At 63.7% G+C, this 22,066-nt stretch carries 25 protein-coding genes and 1 pseudogene; 21 read left to right on the top strand and 5 right to left on the bottom strand.

Annotation, left to right across the window (positions count from 1 at the left end):
* Nucleotides 1-11: 11 nt before the first annotated feature.
* The 3 genes and pseudogenes from ACAX61_RS11490 to ACAX61_RS11480 all read left to right on the top strand — a co-directional run.
* Nucleotides 12-350 (top strand): annotated as a pseudogene (locus tag ACAX61_RS11490) (integrase core domain-containing protein); the annotation flags it as partial.
* Entirely contained in the window at nt 232-945 is a 714-nt protein-coding gene (locus tag ACAX61_RS11485; RefSeq protein ID WP_370714983.1) for an aquaporin, read from the top strand. The pseudogene ACAX61_RS11490 and the gene ACAX61_RS11485, both read left to right, overlap by 119 nt.
* A 13-nt stretch (nt 946-958) precedes the next feature.
* Nucleotides 959-1,225 carry a GlsB/YeaQ/YmgE family stress response membrane protein gene (locus ACAX61_RS11480; protein ID WP_006952121.1) on the top strand — a complete coding sequence of 89 codons (267 nt, stop codon included), beginning with the start codon at nt 959-961 and terminating at the stop codon, nt 1,223-1,225.
* A gap of 108 nt (nt 1,226-1,333) precedes the next feature.
* Here the strand turns inward: ACAX61_RS11480 and ACAX61_RS11475 are convergent, their stop codons facing one another.
* The 4 genes from ACAX61_RS11475 to ACAX61_RS11460 are packed head-to-tail and all read right to left on the bottom strand — an operon-like array spanning nt 1,334 to nt 2,676.
* Nucleotides 1,334-1,471, bottom strand: coding sequence for a GreA/GreB family elongation factor (locus ACAX61_RS11475; protein WP_370714982.1), 138 nt, complete (start codon nt 1,469-1,471; stop codon nt 1,334-1,336).
* Nucleotides 1,414-1,881 carry a hypothetical protein gene (locus ACAX61_RS11470; protein WP_370714848.1) on the bottom strand — a complete coding sequence of 156 codons (468 nt, stop codon included), beginning with the start codon at nt 1,879-1,881 and terminating at the stop codon, nt 1,414-1,416. Before ACAX61_RS11470 ends, ACAX61_RS11475 begins: the two co-directional genes overlap by 58 nt.
* 48 nt (nt 1,882-1,929) lie before the next feature.
* Nucleotides 1,930-2,169: an AlpA family transcriptional regulator gene (locus ACAX61_RS11465; protein ID WP_370714847.1), complete on the bottom strand. Its 240-nt coding sequence runs from the start codon at nt 2,167-2,169 to the stop codon at nt 1,930-1,932.
* A 45-nt stretch (nt 2,170-2,214) separates the two neighbouring features.
* A complete protein-coding gene (locus ACAX61_RS11460) occupies nt 2,215-2,676 on the bottom strand; it encodes a transcriptional regulator (RefSeq protein WP_370714846.1) in 462 nt (153 codons plus the stop codon).
* A gap of 350 nt (nt 2,677-3,026) precedes the next feature.
* Here ACAX61_RS11460 and ACAX61_RS11455 point away from each other — a divergent pair, with 350 nt between their 5' ends.
* From ACAX61_RS11455 to ACAX61_RS11370, 18 genes are read left to right on the top strand one after another with little or no spacing between them, the layout of a single operon-like run.
* A complete protein-coding gene (locus ACAX61_RS11455) occupies nt 3,027-3,356 on the top strand; it encodes a hypothetical protein (protein WP_370714845.1) in 330 nt (109 codons plus the stop codon).
* 26 nt (nt 3,357-3,382) lie between these two features.
* Nucleotides 3,383-3,670, top strand: coding sequence for a type IV conjugative transfer system protein TraL (gene traL, locus ACAX61_RS11450; protein ID WP_020819170.1), 288 nt, complete (start codon nt 3,383-3,385; stop codon nt 3,668-3,670).
* Between the two features lie 11 nt (nt 3,671-3,681).
* Nucleotides 3,682-4,254, top strand: a complete 573-nt coding sequence (locus ACAX61_RS11445) for a type IV conjugative transfer system protein TraE (RefSeq protein WP_370714844.1) — start codon at nt 3,682-3,684, stop codon at nt 4,252-4,254.
* Nucleotides 4,254-5,012, top strand: a complete 759-nt coding sequence (locus ACAX61_RS11440; protein WP_370714843.1) for a type-F conjugative transfer system secretin TraK — start codon at nt 4,254-4,256, stop codon at nt 5,010-5,012. Before ACAX61_RS11445 ends, ACAX61_RS11440 begins: the two co-directional genes overlap by 1 nt.
* A complete protein-coding gene (locus ACAX61_RS11435) occupies nt 5,005-6,345 on the top strand; it encodes a TraB/TrbI/VirB10 family type IV secretion system protein (protein WP_370714842.1) in 1,341 nt (446 codons plus the stop codon). The genes ACAX61_RS11440 and ACAX61_RS11435 overlap by 8 nt, the downstream gene beginning before the upstream one ends.
* Nucleotides 6,342-7,256, top strand: coding sequence for a DsbC family protein (locus ACAX61_RS11430; protein WP_370714841.1), 915 nt, complete (start codon nt 6,342-6,344; stop codon nt 7,254-7,256). The genes ACAX61_RS11435 and ACAX61_RS11430 overlap by 4 nt, the downstream gene beginning before the upstream one ends.
* 4 nt (nt 7,257-7,260) lie before the next feature.
* On the top strand, nt 7,261-8,070 hold the full coding sequence (locus ACAX61_RS11425; RefSeq protein ID WP_370714840.1) for a conjugal transfer protein TraV: 810 nt from the start codon (nt 7,261-7,263) through the stop codon (nt 8,068-8,070).
* Nucleotides 8,070-10,613: a type IV secretion system protein TraC gene (gene traC / locus ACAX61_RS11420; protein ID WP_370714839.1), complete on the top strand. Its 2,544-nt coding sequence runs from the start codon at nt 8,070-8,072 to the stop codon at nt 10,611-10,613. Before ACAX61_RS11425 ends, traC begins: the two co-directional genes overlap by 1 nt.
* Nucleotides 10,614-10,642: 29 nt before the next feature.
* Nucleotides 10,643-11,035, top strand: coding sequence for a hypothetical protein (locus ACAX61_RS11415; RefSeq protein WP_370714838.1), 393 nt, complete (start codon nt 10,643-10,645; stop codon nt 11,033-11,035).
* A complete protein-coding gene (locus ACAX61_RS11410) occupies nt 11,032-11,439 on the top strand; it encodes a type-F conjugative transfer system protein TrbI (RefSeq protein ID WP_370714837.1) in 408 nt (135 codons plus the stop codon). Before ACAX61_RS11415 ends, ACAX61_RS11410 begins: the two co-directional genes overlap by 4 nt.
* Nucleotides 11,426-11,950: a S26 family signal peptidase gene (locus ACAX61_RS11405; protein ID WP_011445813.1), complete on the top strand. Its 525-nt coding sequence runs from the start codon at nt 11,426-11,428 to the stop codon at nt 11,948-11,950. Before ACAX61_RS11410 ends, ACAX61_RS11405 begins: the two co-directional genes overlap by 14 nt.
* Nucleotides 11,947-12,594 (top strand): type-F conjugative transfer system protein TraW, encoded by a 648-nt coding sequence (gene traW / locus ACAX61_RS11400; RefSeq protein ID WP_370714836.1) that lies wholly within the window; start codon nt 11,947-11,949, stop codon nt 12,592-12,594. Before ACAX61_RS11405 ends, traW begins: the two co-directional genes overlap by 4 nt.
* A complete protein-coding gene (gene traU, locus ACAX61_RS11395) occupies nt 12,591-13,619 on the top strand; it encodes a conjugal transfer pilus assembly protein TraU (protein WP_370714835.1) in 1,029 nt (342 codons plus the stop codon). The genes traW and traU overlap by 4 nt, the downstream gene beginning before the upstream one ends.
* A 50-nt stretch (nt 13,620-13,669) precedes the next feature.
* Nucleotides 13,670-14,380, top strand: coding sequence for a type-F conjugative transfer system pilin assembly protein TrbC (gene trbC, locus ACAX61_RS11390; protein WP_370714834.1), 711 nt, complete (start codon nt 13,670-13,672; stop codon nt 14,378-14,380).
* Nucleotides 14,377-16,104, top strand: a complete 1,728-nt coding sequence (traN, locus tag ACAX61_RS11385; protein ID WP_370714833.1) for a conjugal transfer protein TraN — start codon at nt 14,377-14,379, stop codon at nt 16,102-16,104. The genes trbC and traN overlap by 4 nt, the downstream gene beginning before the upstream one ends.
* A complete protein-coding gene (traF, locus tag ACAX61_RS11380) occupies nt 16,085-16,936 on the top strand; it encodes a conjugal transfer protein TraF (RefSeq protein ID WP_370714832.1) in 852 nt (283 codons plus the stop codon). The genes traN and traF overlap by 20 nt, the downstream gene beginning before the upstream one ends.
* Before the next feature lies 1 nt (nt 16,937).
* Nucleotides 16,938-18,374, top strand: coding sequence for a conjugal transfer protein TraH (locus ACAX61_RS11375; protein ID WP_370714981.1), 1,437 nt, complete (start codon nt 16,938-16,940; stop codon nt 18,372-18,374).
* A 33-nt stretch (nt 18,375-18,407) separates the two neighbouring features.
* A complete protein-coding gene (locus ACAX61_RS11370) occupies nt 18,408-21,110 on the top strand; it encodes a conjugal transfer protein TraG N-terminal domain-containing protein (protein WP_370714831.1) in 2,703 nt (900 codons plus the stop codon).
* Between the two features lie 213 nt (nt 21,111-21,323).
* On the opposite strand, the gene istB is transcribed toward ACAX61_RS11370, so the two are convergent.
* Nucleotides 21,324-22,064, bottom strand: a complete 741-nt coding sequence (gene istB, locus ACAX61_RS11365) for an IS21-like element helper ATPase IstB (protein ID WP_370714830.1) — start codon at nt 22,062-22,064, stop codon at nt 21,324-21,326.
* Between the last annotated feature and the right edge of the window lie 2 nt (nt 22,065-22,066).

Here is a 22,066-nt window from a genome sequence, read left to right as displayed (position 1 = left end):
CAATGTGCTACGGCAGCGAGTTCATCGCCACCGCAGTCCAGGAATGGCTTGGGCAGATCGGCGTGAAGACGCTCTACATCACGCCAGGCTCACCATGGTAAAACGGCTACAACGAGAGCTTCAACGGGTCGCTTCGCGACGAACTGCTCAATGGTGAGATTTTCTACAGCCTCGCCGAGGCCAGAGTGCTGATCGAGGCGTGGCGGCGCCACTACAACACCGTCCGGCCGCATAGCAGCCTGGGCTACCGACCGCCGGCCCCGGAAGCGGCAACACCGCCATTACCGGCCTCCGGTTCCGCTTCGCTCCACCTACGCCCGGCAATGGCGGCCGAGACGACAATGCACTAACTATAAACCCGGACCACCCGGTGGGGGCTGCTCAGTTTCGCTCGGGCTGGCGCTGGCCAATCGGTTCTCGTGGAAGGAGCTGATCCCGTACTGGATCGCTCAGGTGGTAGGCGCGGTTGCCGCCGCAGTCGTGCTCTACGCCATCGCCTCGGGCAAGACCGTGTGGAGCGCCGGCGGTTTTGCATCGAACGGCTTTGGCGACCTGTCCCCCGGCGGCTACTCGATGCAGGCAGCCCTGCTGATCGAGATCGTGCTGACGGCAGGGTTCCTGATCGTCATTTTGGGGGCGACATCAAAGGCGGCCCCTTCAGGCTTTGCGCCGATCGCGATCGGCCTGGCGCTGACCCTGATCCACCTGATCTCGATCCCCGTCACCAATACCTCGGTCAATCCGGCCCGGTCCACAGGCGTGGCCCTCTTCGCCGACACCGCGGCCCTGGGCCAATTGTGGCTGTTCTGGGTCGCCCCTCTTGTGGGTGCGGCGATCGGCGCCTTGATCTGGCGGGTCATGCTGTCACCTGGCGAATCACCGGAAAACATCGGCAACGATCAATTCGTGGACGTCAGCGTGACGCACCTGGAAATCCGCAACTGAGGAGGAAGAGACTATGGGTTGGATCATTGCACTGATCGTGGGCGGCATCGCCGGCTGGCTCGCCAGCAAGGTGATGAACCGTGATGCCTCGATGGGCATTTTCTGGAATATCGTTGTCGGCTGCATCGGCTCGCTGATCGGCAATGCGGTTGCCGGACCACTGCTCGGCATCAGCGGCAGCGTACAGGAATTTTCTCTGACCGGGCTGATCATTGCCTTCGTCGGCGCCGTGATCCTGCTCGGGATCGTCAACATGGTTCAGCGCAGGAATATCCGCTGAACCAGGCGGACTTTCGGGTGGGGTGCGCCTCACCCGAACATCTGTCACGTTTTCCGGCTGCGCCCGAATGCCTGCGATTGTGCGGGTGGGCGATGTGCCGCCCTTACCTTATTCCTGATTTACTTCGATGATCCTCAAGGCCCGCTGCTTTCCGGCACGATCGGGCCATGAAATTGACTGCCCCGGTCTCAGGCCGAGCAAACCAGCCCCAACCAGCGACAGGATCGAGATACGCCCCGCTTCGATGTCGGCAGCTTGAGGATAGACAAGTTGCAGCGTACGATCGACACCGCTGGCCTCATCAGCAGCCGGATTTCCTGGCTAAACCGCTGCCAGACGGAATTGTAGACCCGGTGACGCGCGTCGAACTTCACCAAGGTCGAGAAGAATGCCTGGAACAGGCCGCGTTCGCCTTCCGGTGCTGGGCTGCTGGCTGATGCCTCGACATCACCGGCATAGGCTGCGTTAAATCCGATCCAGAGAAGGATGAAGCGGACGTCATGGTCCTGATCCTCGGCTTCCGCACGCCGAAGCCATGATAGCGCCCGGTGAACGCGAAATGCCAAGGGCGTCTGAAAGCCTTCGCGCAATGAGCGCTGCTTCTCCTTCAGAGCTTCGGGATGGAGAGAATTGCCAAGGGGGTAACGGTAAACCATTGGCACAGCTTAGCGCGAGGAATCCTAACCGAATAGATCACAGCGTCATCAGTTTGGAATTCGCGATACAGCGCGGATCCACTCGTCAATTTCTGCCTCAACCCAAACTGCGCATTTGGGGCCGAGCGATCGCGACCTTGGGAATCGCCCCTCGCTCATACGCTGGTAGATGGCGGAGCGGCGTAGTCCGACGCGGGCGATAACCTCCGGCAGGCGTAAAAGCCGTGCCGGCGGCACTGCTTCGGACGGTTGATGCGTGTGCGTTTCATCTTGTGTTGCATGCGGCATTGTCGATCTCATTCGTAAGGTTCGGTCCCCTCCGAACTCAAGGATTTACCGGGACAGCGACATTGCGATGTCGCGGCCCACAAAATCATCGATGTGCTTGGCAAGCATTCGCGCCACGAGCTGTGAGGTGCCGTTAGCCCACCGAGGCCGCAGATCCTCAATCCGGCGTCCCAGCGTCCGCTGCAGATGGAGGGGCAGGCTGGTGAAGAACTCTTCGAGAAATTCGCCCATCTCGCAATGCATCCACTCGCAAGCGAGATCTTCCTGCCCGGCGAGCGCGAGAATCATGGATGCGCGAGGTTGCGCTCCACAGGCGGAGAGCACACGTGCTGCTTCGTCGAGCCCGATAGGCCGCTCGCCGCGCGCAAGGCGAAGCAGGGTCTCGCGATGCATGCCGCATTCATTGGCAATCCTGTGGCGGGGTTTGCCGGCGGCTTCGATCGCATGGGCAAGGACGCGGGCCAGACTTTCATTGGCCGGTCTGGCGGCGGCGGTTGGATGGTACATGGTTGTCTCCTAGCTTCTGCACTGGTGCGACTCGCAGGCATAACGCGAAGCATCCCATGTAGGAAAATGAAAAGAACATACGCGGAACATCTCGTTTAGAGGCAAATCAGTTCCTCTACCCGATTCGCCGCCGAATCCCGTCAGTTGCGACGGTATTTACCGACATAAAATTACCAGTTTAGCGTCGATATCGCTGGTTTGGAGCGTCGGACTGCAAAAGATGCGTCCGCATTCTTCCACCTCCAGGCAGGATTTCCGCTCAACACTTTCCTACGACCATTTCCTAGATGCATGTGGAACACACAGCGAACGCAAGAACGCTGTGACCACCCCTCCAACCGGAGCTTCACATGCACTCTCTCACCCTCCCCCGGCGCGCCAGCGTCAAGGGTCTCGGCAAGACCCTCAACATTGCCATCCCGGTCGCAATCGCGGCGCTTGCGGCGAGCGCCGCCTATGCCGGCGCTGACACGACCTTCACCCCTGCCCTCACGAAGTTCACGGACTTTCTGGAAGGCTCGGGCGGCAAGATCATCACGGTTCTCAGCCTCGCCGGCGGCCTGATCGGTCTGGCATCCGGGCGTTTTTCGCTCGGCCAGGTCGCCGTTCCGGTTGGTGTCGGCATCGGTGTCGGCACGGGTGTTCCGATCGTCACCTCGGTCGTGACCGCGGTCATCTGAGCGCGGCAAGGGAAGGCGGCGTCGCCATGGCAGACCCATACATCATTCCTCGACGGCTCGATGACCCGGAGCTTATCGGCTTCTGGACCATCGACGAGTTCGCGGGAATGCTGGCCCCCTTCACCTGGGGGATCCTCACCCAGCATATCTTTATCGGCATCATAGTCGCCTTCGGCGCCTGGTTCGCATTGCGAAAGGCAAAAGCAGGACGCGCCAGCTCCTGGGTAGCCCACGCCGCATACTGGTATCTGCCTGCAGGATTTCTGGGCCTCAAGGCAACGCCGCCTTCTCACTGCCGACTACTCGCCGGTTGAGGGGCACTTCCATGTATTCCGACATATCCCACGAACGGCAGCAATCGCTGCTGCGCCAGCGGAACCTCTTTGCGCTCACCAGTGCCGGCCTTGGCCTTGCACTGGTCGTCGCCGGGAGCCTTGCCGCCACCCGCGACCGCGAAGTGGTACTGGTTCCGACCGTTCCCAAAGCGCTCACCGTAAGCAGTGCCGGGGTCGAGGCCGATTATCTCGAGCTCGTCACCCGCGATGCGGCCCTTGTTCTTCTCAATCGCAGTCCGGAAGGCCTCGATTACTGGATGAACGAGATCCTGAAGCTCGCTGATCCTGCAAGCTATGGCCGCCTCAAGGCCGAGCTCGTCCGGATCGTCGAAGAGCAGCGGGGCTCGGATGTCACCCAGGCATTCGTGATCCGGTCGATGACTGTCGACCCGAAAGGCCTCACCTCGGATGTGACGGGCACGCTCAAGACCTTCGTCGGCGCGCAGGTGATTGCGAGTGACGAACGCCGCTTCCGCTTCAGCTGGACTTACCGCGGCCTGCGCCTCGCGCTCTCCGGGTTTGCGCAGCTCCCCCCACAGGAAAAATCCAAGGAGGCCCAGTGATGGCTTACCGATCGGCGGCCCACGCACGGGTCCTACTTCTGAGCGCGGCGGCGCTGCTCGCCGTAGCAGCCGAGGCTGCCCATGCGGCCGACCAGTTCAAACAGGCCGCCGATGGCGCCGGAATCGAGTGCAGCGTTTCAGCGCGAGAGCTGACCCGCTTCGCATTGGTCGACGACCAGTTCGCCAGCGTCTCGAAGATCTCGACCGGGACGCCCTACAACGACTTTGCAGTGACCAACGAGCCTGTGCGCGGCGACATCTATGTGTCGGTGCCGGAAACTTACGCGGCACGGTCGATCAGCTTCTTCACCACCACGAAGAAGGGTTTTGTCTACAAGGTCGCGTGCCGGGTTGAGCAAATTCCGGCAACCCAGGTCTTCATCACCAACCCCGCCATTGCGAAGAACCGGGCGGCGGATTGGGAAAGCCAGACCCCGATCGAGACCAGCGCCGTCAGGCTCATCCAGGCGATGGCCAATGACCGGACGGTCGACGGTTTCGAGGTCCGCCAATCGACTGCCATACCCGCACGGGTCGGCGATCTCGAAGTCCAGCTCATCGCTGATTATCGCGGCGTCAGCCTCACTGGGAAGGTCGTCCGCATCCACAATCGCGGAACGAAACCCGTGACGCTCGCCGAACGCGATCTCGCACCGCGCGACACGCTCGCCGTCTCGATCGCCGATCCGAAGCTTGAGCCCGGGGCCAGCACAACCGCCTTTGTTGTCGGCGCAAACGGGGAGACCGGCAATGACTGATGCAACCCATACGCCAAGCACTGCCCCTTTGCAGGCCGAGAGCGCGGCATCGTCCGAACTTTCCGGGCTCAACGCCCGCACCGCGCGCCGTCAGAAGCTGTTGCTGGGGTCGCTGGGAGCACTCGCCCTCATCGGCGGAAGCTGGTTCATCCTTGGCGGCGACGACAAGGCCAAGACCGGCGATCCCAATGCGGCGCAGACGATCGACACGGCAGGCCTGGTCAACCGCGACCTGTCCCAGCGCGAGTTCGTCGCGACCTACGGCAACAGGCTCGATGCGGTCACCCGCGAGCAGAAGGCGCTGAAGGATGGGAGCGTCCCGCGGACGGAGATCGAGGCGCAGCTGGCGGCTCTCAAAGCCGAGAACCAGGCCATGCGTGTCGATGGACAGGCCGCGATCGATGCTATCTCGGCAGAGAACGCCGAGCTCAAGACCCGGCTTGCCGCGCAGCCTGCATCACCGGCACCGGCTGTACCGCCACCGGCTTATGGGCCGCAGGCAGGCGGCTATGACGCAAGGGCCCGGTCACCTCAGACCAGTACCGGCGCCGCAGCAGGCGATCCGCAGGGCGGCATGATCCCTTCGCCTGGCGAGGTGAAGCTGATGAGCTTCAGCTCCGACAAGGCAACGACCAATGGCCTCCGTGTGGGCCGGCCCGATGCGCCACCGGTCGTCGTCGAGGATTCGCCCGATTACCTGCCGCCCAACTCCTACGCGCCGGCACGCGTAATCGTCGGCGTCGATGCCTCGGCAGGCGTCGCAAGCCAGACCGATCCGCTGCCTGTGGTGCTTCGGATCACCGGCCCTGCTCGTTCGGTCATGCAGAACGGAAAGGTTCTGACCACCCGGATCCAGGGCTGCGTTGTCAACGGCGCGGCACGCGGGGATCTCAGCAGCGAGAAGGTCTACGTGAAGCTCGCCCGCATGACCTGCGATCAGCCTGGCGGCAGGGTCGCAGTGAGCGAGGTCAAAGGCTTCATCAGCTTCGCTGGCAAGTCCGGGGTCCGCGGCCGCGTCGTCAGCCGCGAAGGTAGCCTCGTCAGCCAGGCCCTGCTGGCCGGGATCGTCGGCGGCTTTGGGCGCGGCTTCTCGGCCAATGCCAACAGCGTCTTTTCCGGCGTCACGACCAACCCCGACGGCAGTCGCTCCAAGCTATCGGCCGGCGACATTCTCGGCGGCGGGCTTGGCCAGGGCGCCGCCGATGCGGCCGACACGGTCAGCAAATACCTGATCGAGCGCGCCGAACAGTACCAACCCGTCGTCGAGATGCCGACCGGCATCGATGTCGAGATCGTGTTCCTCGACGGCGTCTACGTGAGGAACTCCCAATGATTGAAAATACTCTCCTCGAGCAGGACAATCGTCGGCGCCGCTGGTTGCGTGCCAGCGCCGGACTGGCGGCGATCATCGCCGTGTCGGCTGCGACGGGATGGGGTGTGGCAAGCCTTGCTGCCCCCGCTGCCGCTCCGGACACGGCGAAGGTACGAGAGGCGCTCAAGCTGCGCCTGCCCAAGACGCCGATCGACGCAATCAACTGCAAGGGCCTTGGCGGCCTGTGCGAGGTCGCGTCCAAATCGACGCTCTTCTACGTCGACCGGGCCGCAAAATATCTGGTAATCGGCCGGGTCTACGACATGGAAGCCCGTCAGGATCTGACGGCCGCCCGATTGCTTGCCCTCAATCCCGACCTGTTGGCAGCGGGGGCAGCGCGGCGCAGCAATCCTGAAACACAAGCGGAAGGCAGCCCGAGCGCAGCCGCAGCGTCAGCCCGGAACACCCCGCCGCGCCATGTCCCGCTCGGCAAGCTTCCCGCCAAAGGCGCGATCACCTGGGGTCCTGCCAACGGTCCGCGTGTCGTCGTCTTTTCGGACTTCCACTGCGGCTATTGCAAGAAGCTCGAGGCCGAATTGAAGGCGATCGGAGCGCGGGTTGAAGAGCGGCCGATCTCGATCTTCGGGGCGGAAAGCCGACGCGATGCCGAACGGGTTCTGTGTTCGCCGCGGCCTGAGCTGGCGCTGCATATGGCCTATTCGGGTCTGGCGCTCGCCAATCCCAAACCCTGCGACACAAGCGGTCTCGATGCCAACGAGGCATTCGCGCGGGCCCACGGTTTTCGCGGCACCCCTGTGATCGTGCGCCCCGCCGATGGCGCCATTCTCGAAGGCTTCCGGCCTGCCGCTGTGCTCCGGGACTTCCTGCGCGCTGGCTCCACATCGGCCCCCACCCCTGCTCCCAAAGGATAGACCCATGCGGTTTCCAACACGTCTCCTTGCTTGCGCCTGTCTGACCGGTCTTGCCAGTGGCTGCGCCACGTTCGGCACCAACGTCGAGGGTGATTTCACCTGCCGCGCGCCGAAAGGCGACTGCGCACCGGCTCAAGTTATCGATGCCAAGGCGACGGACAATCTGTCGAACGGCACGCTGCTCCATGCTGACGCGCGGCAGAGGTCAGGCGTCGTGGATGCCGACACCAGCCGCACAGCGGAACGCACCTTGCGCGTCGTCTTCCCCGCTCATGTCGATGAAGCTGGAACGTTGCATGACGAAGCGGTCGCCTGGACCGTCGTCGAAAATCCACGCTGGGCCACCGAGCTGCGCCGCAAGGCGGGCGAGGGCCAGGGCGGATCCCTGATGCGCCAGGTCCGTCGGCAGTTGAAAGCCGCTCAGATCGCCGCTGCACCGGACGGCGCGGAGGGAGACCCGAACGCACCTGATGAGGCGTCGCCCTTCTCGTCTGCACGCGACGACGCGGGTCATGCTGGCGGCATCTCGAACGCCGATGCCCCCAGTCCCTTCAACGAAACTTCAGATGCCTCGCCGCTGGTCCTCCCCTCCACGGCGCGCGAGGCCGTTGCCGGTGCCAAGGCACCGGCGGTCGAGGGGTTCGACACGTCGCCTCCCCCGCGTGATCGAGCCCCTCGGCCTGAGGCGGGGCAGAGCGCTCCGGTGTTCCCGAGCGCAGCGGCGATTGAAGCCGCGAAAGCTGCAATCCGCCCGGCAGTCAGAAACGGCGAACAGCCGATCGTCAGCACCTCGCAGCCCAAGGAGCCCAAGTGATGGCCAAACAACTCAAGACCGTCGTCGATCGGCTGCTCAGCGGATTGCTGGGTGATGCCGAACACGCCGACAAAGCCCGCCCGCAGCTCATGGTCGACATGCTCTCCGACTGGCTCCCCTACCGGGTCTACGATCCGGCAACCCGCCTGTACTTCAACGCACGCTCGAAGGGCTTTGTCCTTTCGGTTACTCCGCTGATCGGAGCCGACGAGCGCACCGGGGAAATTCTCGGTCAGTTCTTCTCGGAAGGCCTGCCAGCGGGCGCCTGCCTGCAGGTACTTCACCTTGCAAGCCCGCGCATCAGCAGGATCATCGCCCCGTGGTTCGCGCCGCGGTACATCCAGGGCGGCGTGTACGAGGCGATTGCCCGGCACCGGGCGCGGCGGCTCTATTCGCTGGTTTGGGAGTCTGGCTCGCCGGACGCGCCCTTCCATGCGCGGCATCACCAGGTCATCGTCTCGGTCGGGGTGCCGACCTCCAAGTCGGTCAGCAACGAGGATCTCAAGCAGACCCGCGATGGCCTGGTGGCGATGCTCAAGTCGCTCAATCTCGGCGTGGTCGAAGTCGGGCCGGAAGCGCTCATCGCTGTCATCGATGATCTGACTTCGCCCACCACCGCCCCGCAGGACGATGCGGTGCCCTACAACCCGAATGATCCAATCGCCGCCCAGGCGATCCGCCACGACATCGAACTGGTGGTGGCTGAAGATCGCATGCGGCTTGTGACCGAGCGTTTCCGTCCCACTGGCAAGGTCAATGACGGCGTGCCCGAGATCGGGACCGTCTATCCCGATGCCTTCGATGTCCGGCATTTTGCCGTGCGCAACATGCCATCGCGCTGGGCCCCGTGGGAATGCGCGCGGCTGATCGGCGACCTGTTCACCGACAAGCTGCGCTTCCCCTGCCCCGCCGCCACCATGCTGTGTCTCGTCTATCCGGACCAGGAGGCGGCATCGGCGAAGGCTGGCTTCAAGTTCATGCGGACGACCAGCCTCGCCGGGACCCGCAGCGCCCGGTTCCTGCCGCGGATCGGGGAACAGGCAGCCGAATGGCAACATGTGCAGGCCGAGCTTCAGGAAGGCCGCCGGCTCGTTCGGGTTTTCTACGGCGTGACGGCCTATTCGCCGCTAGGCCAGGGCGACCGCCACGAACGGGCGATCAAATCGATCTACAAGGCGGCGGGCTGGGACCTTACCGACGAGCGCTACCTCCAGATCCAGGGATTGCTCGCCGCGATGCCGCTCACCCTGGCTGACGGGCTCGGCGCCGATATGGAACGGCTGAAGCGGTTCAAGACCGTGCTGTCGACGACCGCAGCCAATATCGCGCCCATGCAGGGCGAGTACCTCGGCAGCGCCCACCCCCACCTGCTGTTCGTCGGACGGCGCGGCCAGCCCTTCTTCTGGTCGCCGTTCGAGAACGAGGCCGGCAACCACAATGTTGCGATCTGCGGCAAGTCGGGATCGGGGAAGTCGGTGCTGCTCCAGGAGATGTGCGCCGCGCTGCGCGGCGCCGGCGCCCAGGTGGTCGTGATCGACGATGGCCGCAGCTTCGAGCACTCGGTCAAGCTGCAGGGCGGCCGCTTTGTCGAGTTCACGATTGCTGCGGGCTTCTGCCTCAACCCCTTCTCGATGATCGACGGAGCCCGCGCCGCCGAGGACGAGGACTACCGCCTCGACTGCTTCGGGATGATCAAGGCGATTGTCGGGCAAATGGCTCGCCACAGCGCGAAGCTGACCGATACCGAGCGCGGACTGATCGACCGGGCGGTCAACATGGTCTGGACGGAACATGGCGCGGCGGCCACGATCACCACCGTCGGCGAGATGCTGGCCAGTCTCGGGCATGACACCGCCGCCGATATCGCGACCGCGCTTGCTCCCTACATGGCTGGCGGAACCTACGGCCCCTTCTTTGAAGGCCAGGCAAGCCTCGACCTCGATGCGGACTTCACGGTCTTCGAGATGTCCGACCTCGCGAGCCGGGAGGATCTGCGCAGCGTCGTGCTCTCAGCCATCATGTTCATGACCAGCCAAGCCATGACGCGAAGCCCGAGGTCGCTGCGCAAGCTCCTGCTGATCGATGAAGCCTGGTCGATGCTCAAGGGCGGCTCGATGGGCGAATTCGTCGAAACCTACGCACGCACCTGCCGCAAGTATGGTGGCGCGCTGGCGACCGCTACCCAGTCGCTCAACGACTACTACAAGTCCGACGGGGCAACGGCGGCGCTCGAGAACAGCGACTGGATGCTGATCCTTCAGCAGAAGCCGGAGACGATCGCCGATTTCAAGGCGAGCAAGCGCCTCGATATGGACGATCGCACCGAGACGCTGATCCGCAGTCTAAAGCGCTCCGGGAGCGACTATTCCGAGGTGTTCATCAAGGGGCCGGAGACCGAGGCGATCGGGCGGCTCGTGCTCGATGACTATTCGGCAACGCTCTTCTCGAGTTCGCCCCAGACCTTCGCCGCCATCGATGCCGAGATCGCGCGCGGGCACCAGCTCGCCGATGCCATCGAGCGCATCGCTCATCCCAACCGCTGACACCCCATCACCAAAGGATCCCCATCTCTATGCCTCTCCACCTCGTCACTCCGTTCGACCGGACCGACCCGTCCGAAGACGAACAGCCCGTCAGCCCGCAGGTGCAGACCTTTCGCTCGCGCATGGCCGATGGCTGCTACATCCTGCTTCGCGGCTGCCTGTTTCTCGGCTCATCCTATCTGATGGCGCTGGGCCTGCCGCTGCTGTTTTTCCTGCTGTTGTCAGGCGGCAGTCCCGATGCCTTCTTCGCCCATGTTGCCAATCTCGGTGACCGCTTCCTGGCGGCCGACCTCGCACGGCGCGTGACATTCCTCGGCCAGTGCAAGCTCGTTCTGATCGGTCTCGCGACGCTCGTCGTCGTGTGGCGCATGCCGCGCTTCATCCGCGATCTCGACCGCGAACTTTCGGGAGAAAAGCTGTGAAGAACATTCTGGCAACATCAAGCCTGCGGGTGCGGCTTTCAGCGATCAATCTCACCGCTGTCGTGGTCGGCGCTGGCATGGTCGGTCAGGTGCTGTGGGGTGTCTGGGCGACGGACAAGCTGCTCACCCTTGAAAAACGCGAGGTCGTCACGGTCCAGCTGAGCCGGATCATGGGCGACTTCATCGAAGCCGAAGCGCGTGCCGGTCGGCCGCCTGAAGAAACCAGACTGCGCGTCCAGGCCTACCTCAAGGCCGTGGAAGCCTCGGTACAGAAGCTCGGACGCGAAGGCCGGACAGTTCTGGTTGCCGAAGCAGTGGTCGCCGGGAGCACGCCGGACCTGACCGGGTCTGTGCGTGCCGACGTCGTGCGCCGCATGGGAGCCCTTCCCGATGCTGCCCGCTGATCTCTTGATCCGCTCAGCTTCGGCGCGCCGGCTCGTGCTTTGGGGTGGGCTCGGCGCCGGGGCACTGGCGCTCTCCTCGCTTGCCGCCTTCGCGCAGGGCCATGCGCTTATGATCAATGTGAGCCCCAGCCTGCCCTACTGGGCCATCTGGGTCACGCGGGGGGCACCCGTGCATCGCGGGGACATCATCCTGTTCGACCCGCCCACCTCGCCTTTGCTGGTCAAGCATTTCGGGGCGAAGCCCAAGCCGTTCGGCAAGCGTGTGAGCGGTGTTCCGGGCGACATCATCACCGAGCAAAACCGCATCTACTTCGTCAACGGTGAGGCCGTGGCCAAGGCCAAGCTTGAGAGCCGCCTCGGCGAACCGCTGGCGCTTGGACCTACGGGGCGCGTGCCGAAAGGCTGCTACTTCGTCACCAGCGAACACAAGGATGGCTTTGACAGTCGCTATGCCGCGATCGGTTGGATCTGTGGACCGCGCATACTCGGGGTCGGGAGGCCAATCCTGTGAGGCTCCTCACTCTGCCGGTTTGCACCACTGCGCTGGCGCTGGCCATCGCACCACAGGCAATGGCTCGCGATTACGGCCAGCACGGCGCGGTATGGCCGGTCATCGAACCGGACCTGCTTCAGCAGATCCATGCCAGGCTCACCCAGCTTGAGAAGACCGGCGAAACGGCCCGTCTCAACGAAGAGCTGAAGCGGCGGACAATCGCCCGGGTCAACCGGCCAGAGCCGGTCGCGGGCGTTACCCTCGCCTCGGCGCTGCGCAGCTGGCGCTTCGATCCGACGATCGCCGCCCCGCGCGACATTGCCGACGACAAGGGCCGGGTCATCATTGCCGCAGGCACGCGGGTCAATCCTCTGGATACCGTGCCGCTGCGCGCACCCCTCGTCTTTCTCGACGGGGACGACCCGGCGCAGCTCGCCTGGGCCACCCGCCGCTTTGCCAGCACCAAGGCGAAGCTCATCCTCGTAGCCGGTGCGCCGCTCGAACTCATGAAGGCCCGTCAGCGGCGCTTCTACTTCGATCAGGGCGGCACGCTGGTGAAACACTTTGGCATTCGCGCGGTGCCCGCAACCGTCGAGCAGCAGGGCCGCGCGCTCATCATCACCGAACAGCCCGTGCCTCTCAAGGAGCGTGCGCCGTCATGAGCAAGAAAAAACGCCTTCTGTCATGGCTTTGCGGAGCACTTCTGCTCACCAGCCTGAGCGTCGTGTCCAGTGCTCCTGCCCAGGCTGCGGCCGGCCCCGGGCGCTGCACTGGCAAGTTCGTCAATCCGATCACGGACATCTGCTGGTCGTGCCTGTTTCCGATCTCGATCGGTGGCCTGAAGATCTGGCCGTCGAGCCGTCCCGATCCGAGCAACCCGGCTCTCCCTGTTTGCCTCTGCGGTTTGCGGCCCGGCATAGCCATGGGGTTCTGGGAGCCGGTCCGGCTTGCCGACGTCAGCATGAAGCCATGGTGCTTCGTCAATCTCGGCGGGATGAAGCTCGATCCGGGATTCGACATCGGCTTCAAGTCGATGGCGGGGCCATCGGCGGTTGGCGGCAACACCCAGTACAACTCGCAGTGGCATGTCCACTGGTATGCCTATCCGCTGATCTACTGGATGGAGATCGTCGCCGATTTCCTGTGCCTCGAGTCCGGCTCGATCGACATCCTCTACATCACCGAGATTGATCCGGTGTGGCAGGACAGCGAGCTCACCGCGATCATCAATCCCGAGGCGGTCCTCTTCGCCAATCCCTTGGCGCTTGCCGCATGTGCAGCGGACTGCGTGGCGGCAACGGCCAAGCTGCCGACCGATGAGCTGTTCTGGTGCGCGGGCTGCCAGGGCACGATGTATCCGCTCAACGGCAATGTCTCGGCAACGATCGGCCATGTGCAGGCATCGCGGCTCGCGCTCGCCCGTTTCTCCTACAAGCTCCACCGCGAACTGGTCGCTTGGGGGACGATGGGCAGCAAAGGGCTTTGCGGCAAGTACCTGATGCCGGTGATGCGCAAGCAGCAGTACCGCTTCCAGGCCACCAATCCCAATCCGCAGACCAAGGGCCGCTACGCCTGCGCGCCCATTGGTGCCTCCACCACCTTCATGTCGGCAGGCCAGGTCTATCCCGCCATTGGCGAGGACATGGGCTACCTGGTCTGGCGCAAGCGGAATTGCTGTGCACTATGAATAAACTCCCTCATCTTCTTGTCGTCGCATCGCTTTCCAGCCTTGCTGCTTTGGCTGGCGCCTCGGCGCAGACGGCCGAACCGGACCTCGATCTGGCCGCTATCCGGGCGCGGGCCAGTGCTGGTGCCCCCGATGCCGACGCGCTGTCTGCCAATGCCCGCGCCAGAGCCGAAGCCCTGGCGCGGGAGGCGAGGACCAGCTCCGACGAGGCAGAGGCGCACGCTCGCCGCTACATGCGTGAGGCCGCCGCAAAGGCGAAGCCTGGTGAGGCCAGCACATTCGATTTTGACCGAATGGTGGCCGATGCAGGCGCCGTGACCAGCGAAGGCATGGGCGAGGCGCCGAGGTTCATCGCCTTTGCTTCGCTATCGATGCCGCCTGCAGCGCTGCGTGCGATGATCGACGACGTGACCAAGGCTGGCGGTGTTGTTGCCTTGCGCGGGCTGCCCGGCAACAGCGTCAAGGCTCTCACGGCGGCATTGGCCAAAGTTGCCAAGCCCGGCCAGCAGCTGGACGGCGTCGGCATCGACCCGCGGCTGTTCCGCGCCTTCGGGATCGAGGCGGTTCCCACCTACGTCGTCACCAGCAGCGACTTCGATCTATGCGACGGGTTCGACTGCCGGACGCAAGTTCCGCCGCACGACCGGATGAGCGGCAATGTCAGCGCAGCTTACGCGCTCGAGACCTTCGCGCGCGGCGGCGGCCCCGGCGCTTTGCTCGCCGCCCAGCACCTCGCCCGTCTTGAAAGGCAGGTTCCATGAAACGATCGGTCCTCTCTCTCGCTGGCGTGGGCGCGCTTCTTCTCGCCCTCGTCGGCCCGCTCCACGCCCAAACCACAACTGATGCTGCCAAGGCCGACGGCAAGGCTTTCGGACGGGACAAGGCAGCCTCGGCGCAAAGCGCGGCAACGACGAACCCCGATGCGAGCCGCATTCCCAATTTCCGCGGCACGCCGAGCCAGTCTGGTTACTTCGACGATCCTGACCGGATGAGCCGCGAAGCGGCGAGCCAGGCGACGACCAACACAGGCTACAAGGCCATGCGGGATTCGATGGACCGGCGCGCCCGGTTTGCGCCACAGGATCTCGACGCAACGATCGCGCGCAGCAATGTGATCAGCGACGACCCGCTCGCCTATACGAGCGGAATGGCCATTGGCGGCTCACAGGGGCGCTGCGTGCCCTTGCCGTCGGCCAGCGGAACCGCGGCGCGCTACATGGCGACCTGCAACGTCGGTTATACGGCGACACAGGAAACGCGGACCTGCCCCGTGACATTAACCGCGCGTGTCGAGCAGCGGCAGGTCTACGGCTACTATTGCGTAGGCGGCAGCGGGGTCGATCCGGCTTCGGTCTACAATTGCAACCGCTACCCCGCGCCGCAATGCACGGTCACGCAGTCCTATCCGATCAACCTGTGCGATCCTTATTTCGGGATCTACTGGGGTTGTAACTCGGGCGATCTGAGGGTTGATCTCGTCAGTTGCACGGCGCCGGTCGATGGCGCGACACCCTACACGGTGACAGGCGAGAACGTCGTCACGACCACGCGCGATGAAAGCCAGTGTGCTGGTTTTGCGGCTGATACCTCGTGCCAGCAAGACACCGAGACGTGCACGGACAGCGATCCGGTGACCCGCATCGTCGATGGCATCGCCGTGACGCAGCCGTGCTGGGCGTGGAGCCGCAGTTACAGCTGTGCGCAGTTCACCGAGGCACAGGACTGCCAGACAATTGAAGCCACTCCGGGCTGCAAGCTGGTGCGCGAAGACTGCCTCGCGGGGGAGCCCTGCCGCACCTGGGAGCGGGTCTACGATTGCCCCGTTCCGGACCAGCCTGCAAACACTAACCAGTTCATCTGCGATGGCGATGTCTACTGCATCGATGGTTCATGCGAGACCATCCAGCGCGAGGCCAACGACGAGTTCAAGGACGCGGCCGTCGCCTTGAATGCGATGAACCAGGCGCGCCGCGAATTCGATCCGGACAACCTCACTCTGTTCAAGGGGACCCGGGAAAGCTGCTGGTCCAAGGTCTTCGGCGTGCTCAACTGCTGCAAGGGCAAGGGCTTCCCGCTTATCCCGGGCATCCAGCTGCTCGTGGCGCTGGGCTGCAGCCGCGAGGAGATGCTGCTGCATCAGAAGGATGCGCAGGGTCTGTGCGCCTACGTCGGCACTTATTGCTCCTCGTCGTTCCTTGGCGTGTGCCTGACCAAGCGCAAGGTCTACTGCTGCTTTGAATCCAAACTTTCGCGGATCCTGCAGGAGCAAGGCCGCCAGCAGCTGAACAAGCCCTGGGGTAAGCCGAAGACCGAGCAATGCCAAGGCTTCACCATCGACGAGTTTGCCCGGCTCGACCTCTCGAAAATGGATTTCAGCGAGGTCTACGCCGAATTTACCGGCGCCGCCCGCCTGCCTGACGAGCTGCAGGCAACCCAGGACATCCAACAGAAGATCGAGGACTACTATGCCCGCGCCCGCCAGTAAGGCCGCGTGGTGGCTGCTTGCCGCCTGCGCGATTGCCAATTCCGTTTGCCAGTTTTCTCCGGCGACCGCCCAGCCGGTCGCAAGCCGGACCGATGCGCCGCCCAGCGCCCAGCCGACCGAGCGCCAGGATAGCTTCTATTGCGAGGAGCGGCGGCTCGGATACTGGTTCTACTGCGAGCGGCCCAAGCCGCCGGAACAGAATGCACCCCTGCCAACGCCTCCGGCCAGTGCGGCCAGCCAACTTGACGCGATTACGGCGACCTTGCGCGAACTGAAGGCCAAGGCGATCCTCGAGCCGACGCCAGCAAATGTGACGGCCTATATCCGGTTCCAGCGCGCGCAGCTCGACCGCGCGTCGCTCTTCAGCGACGTCTGGCAGCGGGCGATCTGGCAGGATCCGGAGCTCGATTACACGCTGCAGCGCCCGGTCTCGACGCTCGGCAAGCGCCAATGGCAGGATTCGCGAAGCGCTGAACGGAACGCCGCGATGGCCCAGCTCTCCGAGCGCTACGGGCTCTTCTACTTCTTCGCCCAGAGCTGCGGCGCCTGCGAAGTCATGTCGCCGATCGTGCAGAGCGTTGCCTCGACCTGGCATATCGCGGTGCGCGCGATTTCGACCGATGGCGGCCCGTCGCGACATTTCCCGAACTACACGGTCGAGACCAACCAGCGCAGCCGCATGGGGCTCGAGCCCAAGATCACGCCAGCGGTCGTGCTCTGGGACGCGCAGACCGGCCGCCCCATCCCGATCGGCTACGGCGTCATGAGCGCCGACGAGCTTCAGGACCGGATTTACCTCCTCACATCGAAGGAAGCTGGACGTGACTACTAGGATGAAAAGAGCCGTCGCTGCGCTTCTTGCAGCCGCCCTCCCCTTCGCCCTCCCTCTGTCTGGCGCATCGGCCGACGTCGGCAGTTCGATGGACTCGTTTCTGAGCGACGTCGGGGGCGCTGCCAACGTCAACGGACCGACCGCGTTCCAGGGGCAGTCGGCCGGCTATTACAGCCTCGGCAATGTCTGGACGCGGTTCCCGCAGAAGACGACCAACATCGCCAATCTGCAGTTGCCGCGCGCTCGCGCCGGTTGCGGCGGCATCGACATCTTTGCGGGGTCCTTCAGCTTCATCAACGCGAGCGAGATCGTCGCGATGCTGAAGGCAGTCGCGAACAACGCTGTCGGCTTTGCCTTCAGCCTAGCGATCGACACGGTCTGCCCGGAATGCTCGAAGATCATGCAGGAGTTCAGCCAGAAGGCTCAGCTCATGAACAACCTCAACATCAACTCCTGCGAGATGGCCCAGGGTCTGGTGGGCGGGATCTGGCCCAAGGGCGACCTTGCCGACAAGGCGATCTGCGAAGCGATCGGCAACTCCGAAGGGATTTTCACCGACTATGCCGCGGCCAAGCATGGGTGTGGCACCAAGGGGCAGCGATCGAGCACGACCGCGCAAGGCTCCGGCAAATATGATGACGTCAATCCCGGGGTGCCGCGCAACTACACCTGGACGATCCTCAAGAAGTCGGCGTTCTTCTCGCCCGGAGGCCGCTTCGACGAGGAGCTCGCCGAATATGCCATGACGCTGCTGGGCACGATCATCTACGTGCCGCCCAAAGACGATGAGCCGGGCAAGTTCGTGCCGATCGTCGGCGAAGCCTCGTCTACGCTCGTCACCTCGCTGCTGGATGGCACCGCGAATGGCAACGTCCTCATATTCGACTGCGACGAGCCGGAAAAGTGCCTCAACCCGGGCTTCAAGTCGCTGAGCCTGCCGGCATCGAAAGCGCTGCGGCCGCGGGTGGCGGCGCTTATCGGCGGCATGGTTCAGGCGATCCGCGACGACACCGCGATCAGCGAAGAGCAGAAGGAACTGCTGCAGGTTGCGTCCATCCCGCTCTACAAGATCCTGACCGTCCAGGCCGCCTATGGCCGGGGCATGCCGACCGACGACCGGGAGACCCTGGCCGAGATCGCCAGTGTCGATCTGCTGTTTGCCGTGCTCGACCGGATCGTCAGCGAGGCGGGCCGCTCGATGTCGAGTTTCATCGGGGCCGACGAAGCCAAGATCGCGATGTGGCAAAACCAGGTCAATGTCGTGCGTCAGGCTCTCGCTGACCGGCAGGCCAACACGCATCTCAAGGTCAATGCGGTGCTGCAGATCATCGAGAAGACGGCGTTCATCGAGAACGTGCTGGCCGCCTCGATGTCGCCCGGAATGGCCGCATCGCTGGACTGGTCGCGCGGCGTCCAGAGCCGCGCCCTCACCCACTGACCGGGCCAACCACATCGAGGCAGGACAACAGACATGGTCGAGATTTTCACGGTCGGCGGCGGGGACTATCTGGTCAACGTCTTCCAGGCGGTCGCCGCCTGGACCGGCAACGGGGGCTACAAGAGCCTGCTCCAGGTGGTGATGGTAATGGGGCTTGGCCTGTCTGCCCTCACCCTTGCATTCAATCAGGACTGGCGCGCCTGGATCAACTGGTTCCTGGGCGCAACGCTCATTTACTCCTGCCTCATGGTGCCGCGGCTCGATGTCCATGTGACCGACCGGCTCAACCCGAGCCTTGCCCCGGCCAATGTCAGCAACGTCCCGCTCGGCCTGGCCTTGATGGCGAGCTTTACCAGCCAGGTCGGCGACTATCTGACGGGCTCGGCAGAAGTGGTGTTCGGCCTGCCCGGAGATCTCAACTATTCGAAAAACGGGATGATCTACGGCGCCAGGCTCTACGAGGCGACCCGGTCCTTGCGGATTTCCGATCCGGAGTTTGCTGCCAATCTCGACGAGCATTTCCGGCAGTGCGTGTTCTACGACGTGCTGCTCGGCCGCTACTCGATGAAGGAGCTCGCGGAAACTGGCGACATCTGGGCGACGATCGCCCCGGGGAGCCAGGCGCGCGCGCAACGCTTCCTGATCAGGGATGCCACTTCAGGCCAGGTGAGCTCGAGCATTGTCACCTGCCGCGAGGCCTACGACACGCTCAATGCGCAATGGACCGGGCTGGTCGACGCGATGGGATCTGTGTTCGGCCGTCAGCTTTACCCCAACCAGACAGCCGCGCTCGCCAAGGCCAAGCTCTTTGCTGACCTGCCGGTGGCCTATCAGTACCTGACCGGCGTCTCGGCCAACGCGACCGAGATCTTCAAGCAGACCCTGACCATCAACGCGATGAGCCAGGCCATGCATTCGATGTCCGGCACCAGCGGCGCGGGCAATGTCGACGTCTACGCCCAGACCCGCGCCGACATTCAGACCGAGCGGACCTATGGCTCAATCGCAAGTAACGCGATGAAGTGGGTCCCACTCCTGAACGTCGTGCTGACAGTGCTTTTCTACGCACTGTTTCCGGTGCTCTTCCCGCTGTTCCTGCTCCCCAAGACGGGACCCGTCGCACTCAAGGGCTATGTGACGGGCTTCTTCTACCTCGCGGCCTGGGGGCCGTTGTTTGTGATCCTCCACATGATGCTGATGTACAAGGGCGCGGCTGACATGAGCGCGGTCACGGGCAGCAACGGGCTCAGCCTGGCGAGCTTTACCGGCATGGCCGACGTCAACAGCGATATCGGTCTGCTAGCTGGCTATCTCATCGCATCGGTGCCGTTCCTGGCAGGCGGTGTGGCCAAGGGCGCCATGGCGATTTCCCACCACGCCACAAGCTACCTCAACCCGAGCCAGAACGCGGCCGAGGAAGCGGCCCGGGAGGCGAGTACCGGCAACGTCTCGCTCGGCAACACCAGCTTCGAAAACTCGAGCGTCCTCACCCGCCAGTTCGCACAAGGAACGATTGCGCCGAGCTTCACCTACGGTGCGCCGCAGACGCGGACATTCAGCGACACTGGGGCAATGACCACGAGCTTTCCGGACGGCAGTTACGACCAGGTCCCGACCTCCAGCTATCCCTTCACGCCGACGCTGGGCCAGGATTTCACGGCGCGCCTTTCGACGATGGCGTCACAGTCCCGCGCCAACAGCGAGACCTATGCCAATGTTGCAACGGAATCGACGGCCAGCGCTGTCACGAAGTTCCGCGAGCTCAGGGACCAATTCAGCCAAGGCGCATCCTTCGAGAGTGCGAGCGGCACCTCGAACTCCGACAGCATCCAGACTGCATTCAGCGAGGTCGACCAGGCATCGACCAATCTGCAGCGGCAATTCGGGCTATCGCGCAGAGCGGCCGATGACATCTCTACGGCCTGGTTCCTCGGGGGCGAGGCCGGCGCCAAAGCTGGTATTACAAACGGAGTAGCTTCGGCCAACGTCGGCCTGAAAGGCGGTGGGACACGCACATGGACCGACAGCGACATCGGCATCGCGTCCGAAGACCGCTCCCGGATCTTTGGGAACCTATCCCAGATGTCTGACAGCCGCAATTGGTCGAGCACCCGCGATGGGTTCGTTCGCTCGGTCAGCACCTCATCAAGCTCGTCGATCTCAAGCACCGCGAGCGGGATGAATGCTTCTCTAACGGAAGCCCAGAGCTTCACGATCGAAGCCCGCCGGGCCGAGGAGCTTGCCAATCGTCTCGAGAGCCAGGCGTCCTTCTTCGAGGGTAACAGCGCTGCAGGCAGTCTCAATCTGTCCCAAGCCTACCGAGAATGGGGTCTGGCCGAGATTGAGAGCAACCGCGATTTCTACGGCAACGCGCGGTTCGACGACGTCACTTTCCAGCTCAGTCCGGAAGGCCAAGCATTGCAGGCAAAGTTCATTAAAAGCTATGCTGAGCAGCTTCGCGACGGAATCGACGATCGGCTCGTACTCGCCCCCGGGTTGCCCGTATCCAGACCGGCTATCTCAAGCGCAGGCTCAGTGCGCGGCCGGGCACAGACCGGCGGCGGAGGTTCCGGTTCAGTGCCCCGCGTAGGTGCCGGCGATCTTCATGAAGAGGTGCAAAGGGCTCAGGCGGCCGGTCGCCAGAAGATTACCGGCTCTAGGGGACGTCTGGACGCGATCACCAAGGGAGCCCAAGGTGCCAGTGCAGAAGCAGCGGATGATGTGAAGGAGTGGTGACCTGCAACGGTCACCACAGTCCAAAAGACGCGCCAGCCAAGTACGAAAAACCAGCCGCAATGACGACTAGGACCGCTATCGTCAGACTGCGTGCTGATTCCGACGATCGCGCGCAGGCATTCCAATCTGATGCCGCGCAGCGTTCCGATTTGATCGCGCGCAGTTGAAGCGGCTGATCGTTGGTTGTCGATGTCACCTATGTTGTTGGCTTGGTCAAGCGGCGGATGGTGTTGCTGGCCGGCGCATGGACTCGCCTTCGAGCTCGAGGCGGTGAGCGTTGTGCACGAGGCGATCCAGGATCGCGTCGGCATAGGTTGGATCATTAATCGTCTGATGCCAGCGGGCCACCGGGAGCTGACTGGTGACGAGCGTGGAGCGTTGGCCGTAGCGGTCTTCCAGGATCTCAAGCAGATGGTGTCGGGCGTTCCCGTCGAGCGGCTGAAGGCCCCAGTCGTCCAAGATGAGTAGCTCGACCCTCGCGAGGCTCTTCATGCGGGCGGCAATACGGCCATCACCTTTGGCCACCGTCAGTTCGTCGATGAGCCGCGGCAGGCGCGTGTAGAGGACCGAACGGTTGTCGCGGCATGCCTTGTGACCGATCGCGCATGCAAGCCAGCTTTTGCCGATGCCGGTTGGACCAATGATGGCGCAGTTTTCGTGACGGGCGATCCAGTCGCCTTTGAGCAGCATGTCGAGCAGCCGGCGGTCAAGACCACGAGGAGCCCGGTGGTCGATGTCCTCAGGGACGGCGCGGTGGCGCAGCTTGGCGTGCCGCAGACGCAGGAGCAGGCGCCGATCGTTCCGGTATGTCGCCTCATGATCGAGGAGCAACGCCAACCATTCGGCGTGGCTTAGGTTGGTGGCCTCGTCGTTGGCTGCCAGGTCGGTAAAGGCCTTGGCCATGCCGTCCAGGCCAAGCTGGCTCAGCAGGTCGAGTGTGGGGTGCTTCAGCATTG

Origin of the sequence: Sphingomonas sp. IW22, from assembly GCF_041321155.1 — a bacterium.
Lineage (GTDB): Bacteria > Pseudomonadota > Alphaproteobacteria > Sphingomonadales > Sphingomonadaceae > Sphingomonas.
The sequence above is the reverse complement of the archived record's forward strand: the minus strand, read 5'-3'. Positions and strand labels throughout refer to the sequence as shown.

Excerpts from the sequence above, each read along its gene's own strand:
- ACAX61_RS11480 (WP_006952121.1), top strand. The coding sequence starts at position 959 with ATGGGTTGGATCATTGCACTGATCGTGGGCGGCATCGCCGGCTGGCTC.
- ACAX61_RS11470 (WP_370714848.1), bottom strand. The coding sequence starts at position 1,881 with ATGGTTTACCGTTACCCCCTTGGCAATTCTCTCCATCCCGAAGCTCTG.
- ACAX61_RS11465 (WP_370714847.1), bottom strand. The coding sequence starts at position 2,169 with ATGCCGCATGCAACACAAGATGAAACGCACACGCATCAACCGTCCGAA.
- ACAX61_RS11460 (WP_370714846.1), bottom strand. The coding sequence starts at position 2,676 with ATGTACCATCCAACCGCCGCCGCCAGACCGGCCAATGAAAGTCTGGCC.
- ACAX61_RS11455 (WP_370714845.1), top strand. The coding sequence starts at position 3,027 with ATGCACTCTCTCACCCTCCCCCGGCGCGCCAGCGTCAAGGGTCTCGGC.
- traL (WP_020819170.1), top strand. The coding sequence starts at position 3,383 with ATGGCAGACCCATACATCATTCCTCGACGGCTCGATGACCCGGAGCTT.
- ACAX61_RS11445 (WP_370714844.1), top strand. The coding sequence starts at position 3,682 with ATGTATTCCGACATATCCCACGAACGGCAGCAATCGCTGCTGCGCCAG.
- ACAX61_RS11440 (WP_370714843.1), top strand. The coding sequence starts at position 4,254 with ATGGCTTACCGATCGGCGGCCCACGCACGGGTCCTACTTCTGAGCGCG.
- ACAX61_RS11435 (WP_370714842.1), top strand. The coding sequence starts at position 5,005 with ATGACTGATGCAACCCATACGCCAAGCACTGCCCCTTTGCAGGCCGAG.
- ACAX61_RS11430 (WP_370714841.1), top strand. The coding sequence starts at position 6,342 with ATGATTGAAAATACTCTCCTCGAGCAGGACAATCGTCGGCGCCGCTGG.
- ACAX61_RS11425 (WP_370714840.1), top strand. The coding sequence starts at position 7,261 with ATGCGGTTTCCAACACGTCTCCTTGCTTGCGCCTGTCTGACCGGTCTT.
- traC (WP_370714839.1), top strand. The coding sequence starts at position 8,070 with ATGGCCAAACAACTCAAGACCGTCGTCGATCGGCTGCTCAGCGGATTG.
- ACAX61_RS11415 (WP_370714838.1), top strand. The coding sequence starts at position 10,643 with ATGCCTCTCCACCTCGTCACTCCGTTCGACCGGACCGACCCGTCCGAA.
- ACAX61_RS11405 (WP_011445813.1), top strand. The coding sequence starts at position 11,426 with ATGCTGCCCGCTGATCTCTTGATCCGCTCAGCTTCGGCGCGCCGGCTC.
- traU (WP_370714835.1), top strand. The coding sequence starts at position 12,591 with ATGAGCAAGAAAAAACGCCTTCTGTCATGGCTTTGCGGAGCACTTCTG.
- traN (WP_370714833.1), top strand. The coding sequence starts at position 14,377 with ATGAAACGATCGGTCCTCTCTCTCGCTGGCGTGGGCGCGCTTCTTCTC.
- traF (WP_370714832.1), top strand. The coding sequence starts at position 16,085 with ATGCCCGCGCCCGCCAGTAAGGCCGCGTGGTGGCTGCTTGCCGCCTGC.
- ACAX61_RS11375 (WP_370714981.1), top strand. The coding sequence starts at position 16,938 with ATGAAAAGAGCCGTCGCTGCGCTTCTTGCAGCCGCCCTCCCCTTCGCC.
- ACAX61_RS11370 (WP_370714831.1), top strand. The coding sequence starts at position 18,408 with ATGGTCGAGATTTTCACGGTCGGCGGCGGGGACTATCTGGTCAACGTC.
- istB (WP_370714830.1), bottom strand. The coding sequence starts at position 22,064 with ATGCTGAAGCACCCCACACTCGACCTGCTGAGCCAGCTTGGCCTGGAC.